Consider the following 13,841-nt stretch of genomic DNA (forward strand, 5'->3'; position numbering starts at 1 on the left):
AGTGATACAAATTCTAGTAAGATAATGCTATAATTTTTCCTGTGTGTAAAAATGAAATACTATATGTTCAGTTTTGGCCTTATTTTAACTAGAAAATGACGTTGTATTTTATATAAGCCTTAGGATAACAATAATCTTGATTATAGGTGGGATGCTGAGTGCTTCTAAAAGGGAATAATATTGAACACTTTATTGCTAGTAGAAAAAATAATTTAGATATTATCAGGTTTTTTGCTGCATCCTTGGTTCTGTTTTCACATGCCTACCCATTAACAACAGGTAATAATGGATCCGAGCCGTTTGCGATTATGACAAATGGTGAAATGACTTTTGGAGAACTAGCCGTAGCGATCTTTTTTGTAATCAGCGGATTTTTGATTACGCAGAGCTTTGATCGGTCTAAAAATCCAATAAATTATTTTAAAGCTAGAAGCTTGCGGATTTTTCCTGGTCTCATCTTTTGTGTACTATTGTCAATCTTCTTATTAGGTCCAATACTTACTAACCTAAGCTTACAGGATTACTTTACCAACCGTGAAACCTATGATTACTTAAAGACGATTACATTGTACTGGCTGCAATATGACTTGCCAGGTTTATTCCCAGAGAATATCTGGCCAGGAGCTGTTAATGGTTCCTTGTGGACATTATGGTATGAGTTTTTCTTTTATATTGTAGTTGCCATCCTTGGTGTAACAAGAATGCTTGATAAAAGAATTGTGTTGTTTGGATTTATATTAGCTACTGCTCTTTATTTTCTAGGCAGGGGCGCATTCTATACGGATTTATTCCGTTACTTTGGTGCTGGAATGGTCTTTTATCTTTACAGGAACGAAATAAAATTAAATGGCTGGATGGCTGGATTGTCACTAATCCTTCTAATCCTAACGGCTCGAAATGGTTACTTTGAATATTCGCTGTCTATTGCAGGGACGTATCTCATTTTTTATCTAGCATTCGCTTCAAAAGTGAGTTTCCATAACTTTGGTAAATACGGTGATTTTTCATATGGCATCTATATCTATGCGTTTCCAATTCAACAAATCATGACGCAAGCTTTTAACAATCAGTTAACACCTTTAGAAAACTTCTTATTGTCCTTCCCGGTTACACTGATGTTTGCCGTTATTTCTTGGTACTTGATTGAAAAACAAGCATTAAAATACAAAAAGACTTCATTTAAAACTTTATTTCAGAAAAAGAAAATTTACGTAGAAAATTCTATTAATTCAAAGGCTAACTGAAAATAGAAGCAGTCCTTACCATTGGTAATGCGTAAATGCTAGGGAGGTACTATGAATAGGTTTGAAAAAACATTACTAACTATACTATTCGTTGAGTTATTTGTTGGCGGTGGAGGAAGGCTAATTGATTTTGGTGTTCTTTCTATTCGTCAGGTTTTATTTTTACTGTTAATGGTGACATTTGTTTATCGAATTGTGAAAGAAAAGGCGTACTTTAATAAAGATATTAATACATTGATACGATTTAACCCTGTTACGATAGGGGTTTATGCACTTATCGCCTGGTTTGTTGTCAGTGCTGCTATAGGATTTTTTAATAATCATCCTGTTTCAATTATCGTTATGGACTTTTTTAGGGTTTCGTATGTGGCTCTGTATTTCCCGTTAGCCTACTATATTTCGAATGAACGGTTTACGCTAAACCGTATTATTACGCTTCTAAAGTATAGCGCGCTTGCAGTAGCAATTTTTACGATAACAGTTGATTTATTAGGGAAAACGGTTTTTGCTGCTGACTTTTATCCTTTCTATGTATTCATGAACACGATCATGAATGATGATTTATTCTTCCGTCCAAGCAATGGCGTGTTTTATAAGAGTCACTTCTTTGTTTTAATTGGCCTTATTCTTTCGCTTAATCATCTTTTGAATAAAAACTACCGTAAACTTGATATTGCTATTGTGATTCTGTCCTCTATCTCCATTTTATGGTCAGAAACACGAGGTTTTTTACTTGCCTTTATGTTAAGTGTCTTAATGATCATTATTTTAGATGTTAAGGTTATTGTTGACCCCATTAAAGGGTTATCACGGAAGTTTAAGAAATTGCTTCAATCACAACAATTTATAAAAAAGTTTGTCATGTGTGTGATCGTACTCGTTGCGGTACCGTTTATGTATAAATACATGACGCTAGAACGTTTTGAGGTTGCCACTGTAGAGCAAACGCCAGATGCAGAGGTGGAAGTACAACCTGAAGTGAATGATGTCAGTGTGAATGCAAGGATGGAATTTATTGTTGCTTCCAAAGAAATTTTAGTCCAACCAGTCTATCTTATCTTTGGTACAGGATATGGATCAGGAGTTGCTGGAAGAACAGATGGCCTGGAGATGAGTTTTCTCGATATTTTAGTGGAACAAGGAATCATTGGACTAGCCATTTGGTGTTTCTTATTTTTAATGATTTACCTAAACTATTATTATGCTTATAAAAAAGGGCAAAAACTAACAACATTGGAAGTTTCTCTCTTGTCTTCCTTTATGGGTGTTTTGCTATTAACAAATATCAATCCATTCATTAATAATCCAATTGGAATTAGTTTCTTTCTCATCATGCTTGTCGCATCACAATCAAAGAAAGAAATGAGAGCAAGTGAGGAGTTACAATGAAAGTAACCATGGTAGTAGTTTTGTACAAGCTCAAGCCCGAGGAAAGTAAAACCTTTCGAACGCTTACTCAAATCATGAATTCAACTAGTAATCCTTTTAAAGATATTGAGCTTATATTATATGATAACAGTCCGGATAAACATGATTTTACTCCCCCTCAACATGAGGGGATACATATGACGTATTACCATGATCCACGTAATTTAGGAATTGCAACAGCCTATAACCATGCTTGGTCAGTGGCTAAAGGAAATCATAGTCAGTGGCTTCTGTTGCTCGATCATGATACTGAATTAACGCAAGAATACTTTCATTCCATTCTATCCTTAGATAATATTCCTGAGAATGTAGTCGCTGTCGTGCCGAAAATTAATAGTGAAAATACGATGATTTCTCCCGTGTATAGTCACTCTCTAAGACCTTTAAAGGATGAACGGCCAACCCCAGGTATTCAAGATAAGCCTGTCATGGCGATTAACTCAGGTGCATTCGTATCCGTGCAGTTTTTAAATGAGATTAATGGGTTTAATGAGGATTTTGCTTTAGATTATTTAGATCACTGGTTATTTTATAAGATTTATGAAAAAAATCGGAAGGTCTATCTAGTTGATGTTGAATTAGAGCACGAGCTGTCGGTGTTAGATTATTCGAGGGTATCACTGCAACGTTATCAAAGTATTCTAGATTCTGAAGTGAATTTTTATCAGAACTTTAAGAAGGATCTGCTTCCGAAATATCGAACTCAATTGGCAAAACGCTTTCTTAAGCAAATGCTGACAGTTAAAAATAAAGAAATAGCCATGCAAACGTTAAAAAGGTTTTTTTCGCTTTAAAGGTTAAAGTCAAATACTTTTTTAAAGGTGATATCTTTGTTGAGAAGATATCCTTTTTCTATGTTGCAACATATTTCAAGGAATATATGGGAATATTTTAAAAAACGCCTGTAATTAATGGCTGTGTCATATGGTCTGTTGTCTTTGCGCTCCACAAAGGAAGGCTTCTTTGAATAATCACCGCAGGGACAGGCGGTCTTTGCCTGTCACGAGGCACTTCGCTTTCCGCGGGAGGTCCGGGAGCCTCCTCGGCGCTTTGCGCCTGTGGGGTCTCCCGAAGACCTTCTCATCCCGCAGGACACTGAGTAGGCTTCAGTGCATAAGCACCGCACGAAGAAAATGCGATAGCATTTTCGAGGATCTTCGTGCCTTCCGCTCCAATCACCTATTTTTCTTTACACAGCCATTTGTTAAAAATATAACTTTTTTCTAACAATCATGTTAATGTTTGTCTTTTTTTGATAACGTTCTTTATAATGGGGAATGGAAAACTTGTCAGTTTTTGTAGAAATCATAAAATGTATCAATATAGGAGGGGTTTACGTGAAAGGTATTATTTTAGCAGGTGGCAGTGGGACTAGACTTTATCCTTTAACAAAAGTAGTTTCAAAACAATTACTACCTGTTTATGACAAACCAATGATTTATTATCCACTATCTGTTTTAATGTTAGCTGGAATTAAGGATATCTTGATTATATCTACACCGGAGGACACAGCGAGATTTGAGCAAATCTTAGGTGACGGATCTGATTTAGGCATGAACTTTACATATAAAATTCAGCCAGAGCCAGGCGGTTTAGCCCAAGCATTTATACTAGGGGATGAGTTTATCGGAGATGATAACGTTGCCCTCGTGCTTGGAGATAACATTTTTTATGGTCATGGCTTAACCGAACTATTGAAAAGAGCAGCTGCTCGAGAAACGGGAGCAACCGTATTCGGCTATTATGTAAATGACCCAGAGCGTTTTGGTGTCGTAGAATTTGATGAAGATGGAATAGCAGTGTCAATCGAAGAAAAGCCCGATGTACCTAAATCAAATTACGCTGTAACAGGTCTTTATTTTTACGATAATCGTGTTGTTAATATTGCGAAAAATATTGCACCGTCACCTCGTGGTGAATTGGAAATTACAGACATCAATAAAGCTTACCTAGAGATGGGCGAACTTAACGTTGAACTTCTTGGCCGCGGTTATGCCTGGTTAGACACGGGTACGCATGCATCACTACTTGAAGCATCACAGTTTATTGAAACCGTTGAAAAGAGACAATCATTAAAAATTGCTTGTCTTGAAGAGATTGCATACAAAATGGGCTATATTACAAAAGAGAAGTTACTAGAGTTAGCAGAGCCGTTAAAGAAAAATCAATATGGTCAATACTTAGTGAAAATTGCAAATCAAGGAAAGTAATTGGAGAAGTGAGGTAGGAAGATGAAAATCATTGATACAAAAATACCTGATTTAAAAATCTTAGAACCCAAGGTATTTGGTGACCACCGTGGTTATTTTATGGAAAGCTATAATAAAGATTTATTCGAATCATTAGGTTTACATTATGATTTTGTTCAGGACAATCAATCGCTGTCCGCAGCAGTAGGAACACTGCGCGGCTTACATTTTCAATTGAATCCAAAAGCACAAACGAAGGTTGTTCGTTGTGTGACAGGAGCAATCTATGATGTTGCCGTTGATATTCGCCAAGGTTCTCCTACATTTGGTCAGTGGGTGGGTGTGATTCTAAGTGAGCATAATAAACGTCAACTTGTCGTTCCCAAGGGCTTTGCACACGGATTTTGTACAATCGTCCCTGATACGACTGTTGCTTATAAAGTGGATGAATATTACTCACCTGAGCATGATGGCGGTATTCTTTGGAATGATCCGGAACTAGGAATTGATTGGCCGACAGAGAATCCCATTCTTTCTGATAAAGATACTAAGCACCCAACATTAAGTGCAGCAACTCATTTAAATTTTGTGTACGAGAAATAGGAGGAAAGAGCAAATATGAAGTTATTAGTTACAGGCGGAGCTGGCTTTATTGGCAGTAATTTTGTCCGTTATATGGTAAACAAATACCCTGAATACACTATCGTTAACCTTGATTTATTGACGTATGCTGGAAATCTTGAAAACCTTAAGGATATTGAAAATGCTCCTAACTATAAATTTGTTCGTGGAGATATTGCTGATCGCGAATTTATTAACGGTCTTTTTCAAGAAGAAAAGTTCGATTATGTATTAAACTTTGCTGCTGAGTCCCATGTTGACCGCAGTATTACAGATCCTGGTATTTTTGTTCAAACGAATATCCAAGGAACCCTTGCATTACTAGATGCGGCAAAAACATTCGGTGTTACAAAGTACTTGCAAGTATCAACGGATGAAGTGTACGGCACATTAGGTGAAACAGGATACTTTACTGAAGAAACGCCGCTCGCTGCTAACAGCCCATACAGCGCAAGTAAGGCTGGTTCAGACCTGCTCGTACGTGCTTATCATGAAACATTTGGTCTGCCTGTAAATATTACACGCTGCTCCAATAATTATGGTCCATACCATTTCCCTGAAAAGCTCATTCCATTGATGATTATCAATGCATTGAATGATAAGGAACTGCCAATCTATGGAGATGGACTGAACATTCGTGACTGGCTTCATGTTGAGGATCACTGTCAAGCAATTGATTTGGTTCTTCACAAAGGACGCAATGGCGAAGTGTACAATGTCGGCGGTAATAATGAACGTACGAATATTGAAATCGTTAAAACGATTCTAAAGCATCTGAACAAGCCAGAATCACTAATGAAATTTGTTACGGACCGTCCTGGTCATGACCGCCGTTATGCAATTGATGCAACAAAGCTTCGTACTGAGCTTGGCTGGTCACCGAAATATAATTTCGATACAGGTATTGAGCAAACGATTAACTGGTATCTCAATAACCGCGAATGGTGGGAAAATATCATTTCTGGTGAATACCAGGATTATGTTAAGTCTCAATATGGCGATAGATTAGGAGTAGAATAAATGAAGGTTGTTGTAACGGGTGCAGCAGGTCAATTAGGGCAGGATGTTCTCTTGGAACTGGAGCGTCAGAATCATCAAGCTTTTGGAGCAGATCGGCAGAAATTAGATATTACGATTGAAGAGGATGTTATCGCTTATATTAATGAAGTGAAGCCTGACGTCATTCTGCACTGTGCGGCTTATACGAATGTGGATGCTGCCGAGGAAAACGAAGATGTAGCCTATCAAATCAATGCAATTGGTACAGAAAATTTAGCAAAAGCAGCCAAACAAACTGGTGCGAAAATGCTTTGCGTCAGCACAGATTATGTCTTTGATGGTACCGCTACTGAGCCTTATGAGGTAGATGAGCCAACAAAACCTCTTGGGGCTTATGGAAGAACAAAGTTGGCTGGTGAACAGCTTTTGCAAAAGCATTTAGATGAATTTTTTATTGTTCGTACCGCTTGGGTGTTCGGGGTTTATGGAAATAATTTTGTTAAAACGATGATTCGTCTCGGCAAAGAGCGAGGAGAAGTCGGAGTCGTTCATGATCAGGTTGGCTCGCCAACCTATACAGTAGATCTCGCCAAGTTCATGGTTGAAATAATGGAGACAGATAAATATGGCGTATATCATGCCACAAACAGTGGTATTTGCTCATGGTATGAATTTGCGGTAGAAATCTTTAAGCAGGCCGGAATGGATGTAAAGGTGAATCCTTTAACAAGTGACCAATTTCCACGTCCAGCAGCACGTCCTAAATATTCAGTTTTAAGCAAGAAAATGATTGAAAAGCAAGGACTAACACCACTTCGTGATTGGAAAGAAGCACTTGCTGCATACTTAGCTGAATCAAACAAATAGTGTAATGCCCCTTTCGCTTAGAAAGGGGTAATTTCATTTTAAAAATAAATTTTGTGAAAGAAAGAACAAAAATGTAACTTTCCCCAATCGGTCACCGTCTATATCAGTGGGAAAATAAAATGTTGTAATTTGTCATAGAAGTGAATGATTTTTCTTATGAGCGTATTCGCTTTCATTCTTATTACATTGGTGTTAACGTATTTTGCATTTATGTTTCATTCCTATTAAAGGGAGATAATTGTCGGAAATCCTAGTTTATTTCTATTATGGGTTATGCTATAATCCATTAGGATACGTTTATATCAACTTCAATCAGACTATTAAAGTAATAAAAATATAGATACGTAAAACTTGGAGGGGCATATGCTTTATATTACTCTAGCTATCTGTTTTTTTGCGTCCATACTACTCACACCGCTTGTTAAAAAACTAGCTTTCAAAATTGGTGCAACTGATAAACCGAATCAAAGAAAAGTTCACTCACGTATTATGCCTCGACTTGGAGGATTAGCAATATTTCTAAGCTTTATTATTGGAACACTAATCAGTGAGCCAGGTAATTTAATGTATGGAGAATTTCATTGGTCCATTATTATTGGCGCAGCCATCATCATCTTAACGGGTATGGTGGATGATGTGAAGGAAATCTCGCCAAAGGTAAAACTCTTTGGTCAAATTGCGGCAGCGGCCGTTGTTGTCATCTATGGCGGCTTGAAGGTAGAATTTATCAACCTTCCTTTCGGTGGGATTATCGACTTTGGTTACTTAAGTATCCCAATCACGATGATTTGGATTATTGGAATTACCAATGCGATTAATCTAATTGATGGTCTAGATGGTTTAGCTGGCGGTGTTTCCTCGATTGCCTTATTTTCAATCGCAGGAATGTCAATGGTAATGGGTAACCAATATGTTACGATTATGGCGTTAATCGTGGCTGCAAGTACAATTGGTTTCCTATTCTACAACTTTCACCCTGCAAAAATCTTTATGGGAGATACGGGTGCCCTGTTCTTAGGATATATAATTGCTGTACTGTCACTACTAGGATATAAAAATGTAACATTTATCTCATTAATTATCCCGGTTATTATTCTAGGTGTGCCAATTTCTGATACGTTTTTTGCGATCATCCGCAGGCTCGTAAACAAGCAGCCGTTATCAGCACCAGACAAATCACATCTTCATCACTGCTTGTTGAAATTAGGATTTACACATAGTCAAACGGTCTTATTAATTTATGCAATGGCTGCACTTTTCGGTTTGGCTGCGTTTGTATTTTCACAATCAACCGTTTGGGGTTCAATTATAGTCATCTTAGCACTATTAATTACGATAGAGTTAGTAGTAGAAAGCATAGGCCTCATTCGCGAGGATTATAAGCCACTCCTAAAGTTCCTAAAAGGACTTAAACCGGTCAACGTAAGAAATAGATAGCTATATTCATAGAAAAGTCTAAAACATTGTTTTAGGCTTTTTTTGTTGATAAAATTAAACACGAAAAAATTTCCTGTTTTTTACTACACTTACGTTGTTTTCAATTTTGCTTTTATGGACAAGATACTATCGAGGAGGGTCTCTATGCTGTTTTTTACCTTGATAGTATGTTTTATCATATCCATTCTTATTACTCCACTTATAAAAAAGTTTGCTGTCGTTATAGGTGCAACGGACAAGCCGAATCAGCGTAAGGTTCATCAATCGACGATGCCAAGGCTTGGCGGATTAGCCATCTTTATCAGCTTTATTGTTGGAATGTTGATATTGCAACCTATAAACCCGGCCTCAATCGCCATTCTCATAGGCAGTTTCATTATTGTTCTGACTGGAATATGTGACGATTTGTTTGAACTCTCTGCTAAGGTTAAGCTCCTAGGTCAATTAGCGGCTGCTTTTACGGTTGTTTTCTTAGGAGACCTCCAAGTAATTTTTATTAATCTCCCTTTCGGGGGTCAACTTGAATTTGGGTACTTAAGTATCCCATTTACAATACTCTGGATTGTTGGAATCACGAATGCGATAAACCTGATTGATGGTTTGGATGGACTTGCTGCAGGTGTATCCTCAATCGCATTAGTAACGATTTCGGGTATGGCGCTCATTCAAGGAAATTTGTTTGTTGTTGCAGTCGGTACGATTGTGTTAATGGGGACTTTGGGTTTTCTCTTTTATAACTTCCATCCTGCCAGCATTTTTATGGGTGACACAGGGGCTTTGTTTTTAGGTTTTATTATTTCCGTTCTATCCCTTTTAGGTTATAAAAATGTAACGTTTATTTCGTTTGTCATTCCAGTAATCATACTAGGAGTGCCTATAACGGATACAATTTTTGCAATCATCCGAAGAATTGTTAATAATCAACCATTGTCTGAGCCGGATAAATCTCATTTGCACCATTGTTTACTCAGGCTTGGATATACTCACCGACAAACTGTGTTAATGATTTATGCGATGGCGGCATTATTCGGATTAGTAGCTGTTATTTATTCTCAGGCAAGAATCGGTGTTGCCGTGCTCTTAATCGGATTACTCGTTTTGTTAATGGAGTATATTGCTGAGAAAATTGGCTTAATGGGGAATGACTTTCATCCTTTATTAAAAATAATGCGTATCTTTAAAATATCCACTGCAAAAAATCGATCATAAAAAGCAACTGATTCAAAAGATACCATGGCGGCTTTTGAGTCAGTTGCTTTGTTAGTTCTACTTAGATGTCTGCCTCAAGATATTCTAAGTCACCTTTTTTAATTTCACACTTTCCATTTGTCAGTTCAACCATCCAATCACAAAACATATTTGCATGTTCTTCATTCACATATACTGCCAATTGAACGGACTCAAGGTATTGAATTTCTTTGATTATATAATCTGAATCCCTAAGTTCTCTTTCTACTTTCCCTAGCCAGGTGTAATCAATAGTTACATGTATTACCTGAACGAGTCTTCTCTCAACGATTCCGATTGTATCTAAGCCCTCTGATGTTGCCTTCCCATAGGCACGTATCAATCCTCCTGCTCCTAATTTAATCCCTCCAAAGTAGCGGGTAATTACGACGACAGTATCTTTAAGTTTTCTCTTTTTTAATACTTCAAGTATCGGTACACCAGCTGTTCCACTTGGTTCGCCGTCATCATTTGCCTTTTGTATTTGATCATGTTCTCCAATGATATAGGCGGAACAATTATGTGAAGCATCCCAGTATTTTTTCTTTAGTACTTGGATAAATTCTTGGGCCTCAAGTTCTGTTTCTGCTCTCTTTATATGGGCAATAAATCTTGATTTTTGAATAATAATTTCATGTTCTCCTACTTCTGTCCTAGCCGTAAAATATCGAGATAGCATAGTATTCCCCTCCATTGCTTCTATAGATATACAAAAAAAATATTGGTGTAATATAACTTTAATATACAAGTAATTTTCCCGTGTTATAATAAATCATGTTTAAATAGTGTAAAACTCTCTGTTTTTAAAAGGTAGTTTTTTTCTACCAAACATTATACTACTTATGAACTAGGAAGTTGGGAAAATTTTTGGTTTAATACCTAGATATAGTAAAATGTTCCAATAGGAGTTAAACTAGAAAAAAGGTCTCTGGAGGAGAGCATGGCGAAAATTCAGAAGATTAATGTTAAATCAATTGATGAAATCCGTGAAGAGATGATTGAAACCGTCACTAGCAGTAAAAGTGATATCTTTCAGATAAGTGAGCAATGCAGAAAAGATTACGATAATATGACAAGTGAACTCCGAACCATTAAAGAGATGATGGTAAAATTGATTGCCGAAGAGGAACGCTTACAGGAACAGGTCCTTAAGGCTAGATTAACACTTTCTGAGCTTAGTATGAATTTTAAAGCATACACAGAAGTTGAGGTCAGGGAGGCTTATGAAAAGGCTCATCAGCTGCAGATGGACTTGTCCATTAATTGGCAATATAAAAAGCAACTCTTGGATAAACGTGCTGACCTCGAGCGCAGGCTATTGGGCTTAGATGAAACGATTGACCGTGCAGACCAGCTCATATCGCAGATATCTGTCGTTATGAATTATCTCATGAGTGATTTAAAACTAATGGGTGAAGAATTACAGAACGCAAAAGCAAAACAAGACTTTGGCTTGAAGATTATTGAAGCACAGGAAGAAGAGAGAAAACGGCTGTCTAGAGATATTCATGACGGACCAGCACAAATGCTTGCCAATGTGATTATGCGATCCGATTTAGTAGATCGTGTTTATCGGGAGCAAGGTCCTGAGGAAGCTTTTAAAGAGATTGGCAGTTTTAAAAAGATGGTTCGATCCGCTCTCTATGAGGTACGAAGAATCATCTATGACCTTCGTCCGATGGCACTTGATGATTTAGGCCTAGTGCCTACCCTCAGAAAATACTTACAAACCATCGAAGAATATCATAACAAGTCGAGAATTGAGTTCATTCCCATCGGTTTAGAACGCAGGCTTCCGACTAAATATGAAGTTGCAATTTTCCGGTTGATTCAAGAATCTGTTCAAAATGCGTTAAAACATGCCAATGCCTGCGAAATAAAAGTAAGACTTGAAATGACAAAAAAAGAACTAACTGTTTTAATCAAGGATAATGGAACTGGTTTTGATACCACGCAAAAAAAACCCGAGTCATTCGGAATCATCGGGATGAAAGAACGGGTAGAGCTTCTTGAAGGACATATTACGTTTGAATCTAAAATTGGGAGAGGGACATCTGTATTTATTGTTGTTCCATTACCGTCTTAAAAAAAACCAAAAATGATTACAGTGGAGCAGGAGGGGAAATAAATGATGACAAAGATTGCTATAATCGACGACCATCAGCTATTCAGAGAAGGGGTTAAACGAATTCTAGAATTTGAAAAGGCATTCCAAGTTGTTGCCGAAGGTGATGATGGCAATGATGCTGTAACGATCGTTAATACGTATAATCCGGATGTAGTGATTATGGATATTAATATGCCTCAAATGAACGGGATTGAGGCTACACGTGAGCTATCTGAAAAATTCCCAGAAACGAAAATAATTATCTTATCAATCCATGATGATGAAAATTATGTAACGCATGCACTTCAGACGGGTGCTAGAGGATATTTATTAAAAGAAATGGATGCGGATGCTCTGATTGAGGCAGTTAAAGTCGTGGCCGAAGGCGGCTGCTACCTGCATCCAAAGGTAACGCATAACCTAGTGAATGAATATCGTAAACTGACCGCTGGACGAACTGGCGGTGGAGCATTTGTTCAAACGCTTGAACTGCGTCGTCCGCTGCACTTGTTAACCCGCCGCGAATGCGAAGTACTGCAAATGCTTGCTGATGGTAAGAGTAACCGCGGAATCGGGGAAGCATTATTTATCAGTGAAAAAACAGTTAAAAACCATGTAAGTAATATTTTACAAAAAATGAATGTTAACGACCGTACGCAAGCCGTTGTTACTGCAATTAAAAACGGCTGGGTAGAAGTTCGATAATAAAAGAAATACACGAGGGCACGCTCTGGAAATGGGCAGTGCCCTTTTCATTTTTATTAAAAAATGCATTTTCATTCTGTTTCATATAAAATAGAAAAAAACATATATTTAAGGATGGTTCCAATTATGAAAACTGCCGTTGTTACGGATAGTACAGCATACATACCGAAAGAACTACGTGATAAATGGAATATACATATGATCCCGTTAAATGTCATCTTCAAAAATGAAGCATATCAGGAAGAAGTTGATATAACAGCAGCCCAATTTTATCAACAGGTGAAAGATAGCGAACTTCCAACCACCTCGCAGCCTCCAATCGGTCAGTTTGTTGAGTTGTATGAGAGATTGTCTAAAGACTATGATGCTGTCATCAGCATCCACCTCTCAAGTGGAATCAGCGGTACTTTTGCTGGTGCTGTAACGGCTAGTACCATGGTAGAAAGTATTAAAGTCTATCCATTTGATTCGGAAATCAGCTGCATGCCACAGGGGTTTTATGCTGTCGAGGCTGCAAAAATGGCTCAAAATGGAGAAGAAGCTGCTGCAATCATGTCACGGCTTGAGGAATTGAAAAAAAACGCTCGTGCCTATTTTATGGTGGACGACTTGTCCCATCTGCAGCGAGGCGGCCGTCTATCAAGTGCCCAAGCAATCATTGGCAGTTTGCTTCAAGTGAAGCCACTTCTTCACTTTGAAAACAAGGTCATCGTTCCTTTTGAAAAAATTCGTACCAGAAAGAAAGCAATGAAACGGATTGTCGACTTATTAGGAGAAGACGCTGCCAGCGGTAAGCCTTATCAAGCTGTTATCATCCATGCTAACCGCGAAGAAGAAGCACTAGAATGGAAGTCCGAACTTGAAACGCTGTATCCCAATGTAGAATTCCTCATAAGCTACTTCGGTCCCGTTATTGGGACTCATTTAGGAGAAGGGGCCATGGGACTTGGATGGATGAGGAAATAGACAATAGAGAAGTCAGGCGTAGGTTGCCTGACTTTTTGAATAGATAGTGAA

General features: G+C 37.8%; 13 protein-coding genes. 12 read left to right on the top strand and 1 reads right to left on the bottom strand.

Translation table 11 applies throughout. The annotated features are described in order from the left end of the window. Positions 1 to 158: 158 nt before the first annotated feature. The 9 genes from QUG14_RS22110 (at position 159) to QUG14_RS22150 (ending at position 9,994) form a co-directional block, all read left to right on the top strand. Positions 159 to 1,244: an acyltransferase family protein gene (locus tag QUG14_RS22110; RefSeq protein ID WP_289342608.1), complete on the top strand. Its 1,086-nt coding sequence runs from the start codon at positions 159 to 161 to the stop codon at positions 1,242 to 1,244. Between the two features lie 51 nt (positions 1,245 to 1,295). Next, positions 1,296 to 2,633 carry an O-antigen ligase family protein gene (locus QUG14_RS22115; protein WP_289342609.1) on the top strand — a complete coding sequence of 446 codons (1,338 nt, stop codon included), beginning with the start codon at positions 1,296 to 1,298 and terminating at the stop codon, positions 2,631 to 2,633. Beyond that, positions 2,630 to 3,466, top strand: a complete 837-nt coding sequence (locus tag QUG14_RS22120; RefSeq protein WP_289342610.1) for a glycosyltransferase — start codon at positions 2,630 to 2,632, stop codon at positions 3,464 to 3,466. Before QUG14_RS22115 ends, QUG14_RS22120 begins: the two co-directional genes overlap by 4 nt. Positions 3,467 to 4,009: 543 nt before the next feature. Beyond that, positions 4,010 to 4,882 carry a glucose-1-phosphate thymidylyltransferase RfbA gene (gene rfbA / locus QUG14_RS22125; RefSeq protein ID WP_289342611.1) on the top strand — a complete coding sequence of 291 codons (873 nt, stop codon included), beginning with the start codon at positions 4,010 to 4,012 and terminating at the stop codon, positions 4,880 to 4,882. 21 nt (positions 4,883 to 4,903) lie between these two features. Beyond that, positions 4,904 to 5,464, top strand: a complete 561-nt coding sequence (gene rfbC, locus QUG14_RS22130; RefSeq protein ID WP_289342612.1) for a dTDP-4-dehydrorhamnose 3,5-epimerase — start codon at positions 4,904 to 4,906, stop codon at positions 5,462 to 5,464. A gap of 15 nt (positions 5,465 to 5,479) precedes the next feature. Beyond that, entirely contained in the window at positions 5,480 to 6,502 is a 1,023-nt protein-coding gene (gene rfbB / locus QUG14_RS22135; RefSeq protein ID WP_289342613.1) for a dTDP-glucose 4,6-dehydratase, read from the top strand. Then, positions 6,503 to 7,348, top strand: a complete 846-nt coding sequence (rfbD, locus tag QUG14_RS22140) for a dTDP-4-dehydrorhamnose reductase (RefSeq protein ID WP_289342614.1) — start codon at positions 6,503 to 6,505, stop codon at positions 7,346 to 7,348. A gap of 363 nt (positions 7,349 to 7,711) precedes the next feature. Continuing rightward, positions 7,712 to 8,785 carry a glycosyltransferase family 4 protein gene (locus tag QUG14_RS22145; protein WP_289342615.1) on the top strand — a complete coding sequence of 358 codons (1,074 nt, stop codon included), beginning with the start codon at positions 7,712 to 7,714 and terminating at the stop codon, positions 8,783 to 8,785. A 144-nt stretch (positions 8,786 to 8,929) separates the two neighbouring features. Further along, positions 8,930 to 9,994, top strand: a complete 1,065-nt coding sequence (locus QUG14_RS22150; protein WP_289342616.1) for a glycosyltransferase family 4 protein — start codon at positions 8,930 to 8,932, stop codon at positions 9,992 to 9,994. Positions 9,995 to 10,055: 61 nt separating this feature from the next. Here QUG14_RS22150 and QUG14_RS22155 read toward each other — a convergent pair whose 3' ends face one another. Beyond that, positions 10,056 to 10,691 (bottom strand): YigZ family protein, encoded by a 636-nt coding sequence (locus QUG14_RS22155; RefSeq protein WP_289342617.1) that lies wholly within the window; start codon positions 10,689 to 10,691, stop codon positions 10,056 to 10,058. Positions 10,692 to 10,952: 261 nt separating this feature from the next. Between QUG14_RS22155 and QUG14_RS22160 the strand changes: the two genes are divergently transcribed. The 3 genes from QUG14_RS22160 (at position 10,953) to QUG14_RS22170 (ending at position 13,790) form a co-directional block, all read left to right on the top strand. Beyond that, positions 10,953 to 12,098, top strand: coding sequence for a sensor histidine kinase (locus QUG14_RS22160; protein WP_289342618.1), 1,146 nt, complete (start codon positions 10,953 to 10,955; stop codon positions 12,096 to 12,098). A 45-nt stretch (positions 12,099 to 12,143) separates the two neighbouring features. Further along, positions 12,144 to 12,824 carry a response regulator gene (locus QUG14_RS22165; RefSeq protein ID WP_289344209.1) on the top strand — a complete coding sequence of 227 codons (681 nt, stop codon included), beginning with the start codon at positions 12,144 to 12,146 and terminating at the stop codon, positions 12,822 to 12,824. 126 nt (positions 12,825 to 12,950) lie between these two features. Further along, entirely contained in the window at positions 12,951 to 13,790 is an 840-nt protein-coding gene (locus QUG14_RS22170) for a DegV family protein (protein ID WP_289342619.1), read from the top strand. Positions 13,791 to 13,841 lie beyond the last annotated feature (51 nt).

This window comes from Neobacillus sp. CF12 (genome assembly GCF_030348765.1).
Classification (GTDB): domain Bacteria; phylum Bacillota; class Bacilli; order Bacillales; family Cytobacillaceae; genus Neobacillus.

Bases quoted from the DNA above. Each gene is read 5' to 3' on its own strand.
- QUG14_RS22120 (WP_289342610.1), top strand. From the start codon at position 2,630: ATGAAAGTAACCATGGTAGTAGTTTTGTACAAGCTCAAGCCCGAGGAA.
- QUG14_RS22145 (WP_289342615.1), top strand. From the start codon at position 7,712: ATGCTTTATATTACTCTAGCTATCTGTTTTTTTGCGTCCATACTACTC.
- QUG14_RS22115 (WP_289342609.1), top strand. From the start codon at position 1,296: ATGAATAGGTTTGAAAAAACATTACTAACTATACTATTCGTTGAGTTA.
- QUG14_RS22160 (WP_289342618.1), top strand. From the start codon at position 10,953: ATGGCGAAAATTCAGAAGATTAATGTTAAATCAATTGATGAAATCCGT.
- rfbC (WP_289342612.1), top strand. From the start codon at position 4,904: ATGAAAATCATTGATACAAAAATACCTGATTTAAAAATCTTAGAACCC.
- rfbD (WP_289342614.1), top strand. From the start codon at position 6,503: ATGAAGGTTGTTGTAACGGGTGCAGCAGGTCAATTAGGGCAGGATGTT.
- rfbB (WP_289342613.1), top strand. From the start codon at position 5,480: ATGAAGTTATTAGTTACAGGCGGAGCTGGCTTTATTGGCAGTAATTTT.
- QUG14_RS22155 (WP_289342617.1), bottom strand. From the start codon at position 10,691: ATGCTATCTCGATATTTTACGGCTAGGACAGAAGTAGGAGAACATGAA.
- QUG14_RS22150 (WP_289342616.1), top strand. From the start codon at position 8,930: ATGCTGTTTTTTACCTTGATAGTATGTTTTATCATATCCATTCTTATT.
- QUG14_RS22170 (WP_289342619.1), top strand. From the start codon at position 12,951: ATGAAAACTGCCGTTGTTACGGATAGTACAGCATACATACCGAAAGAA.
- QUG14_RS22165 (WP_289344209.1), top strand. From the start codon at position 12,144: ATGACAAAGATTGCTATAATCGACGACCATCAGCTATTCAGAGAAGGG.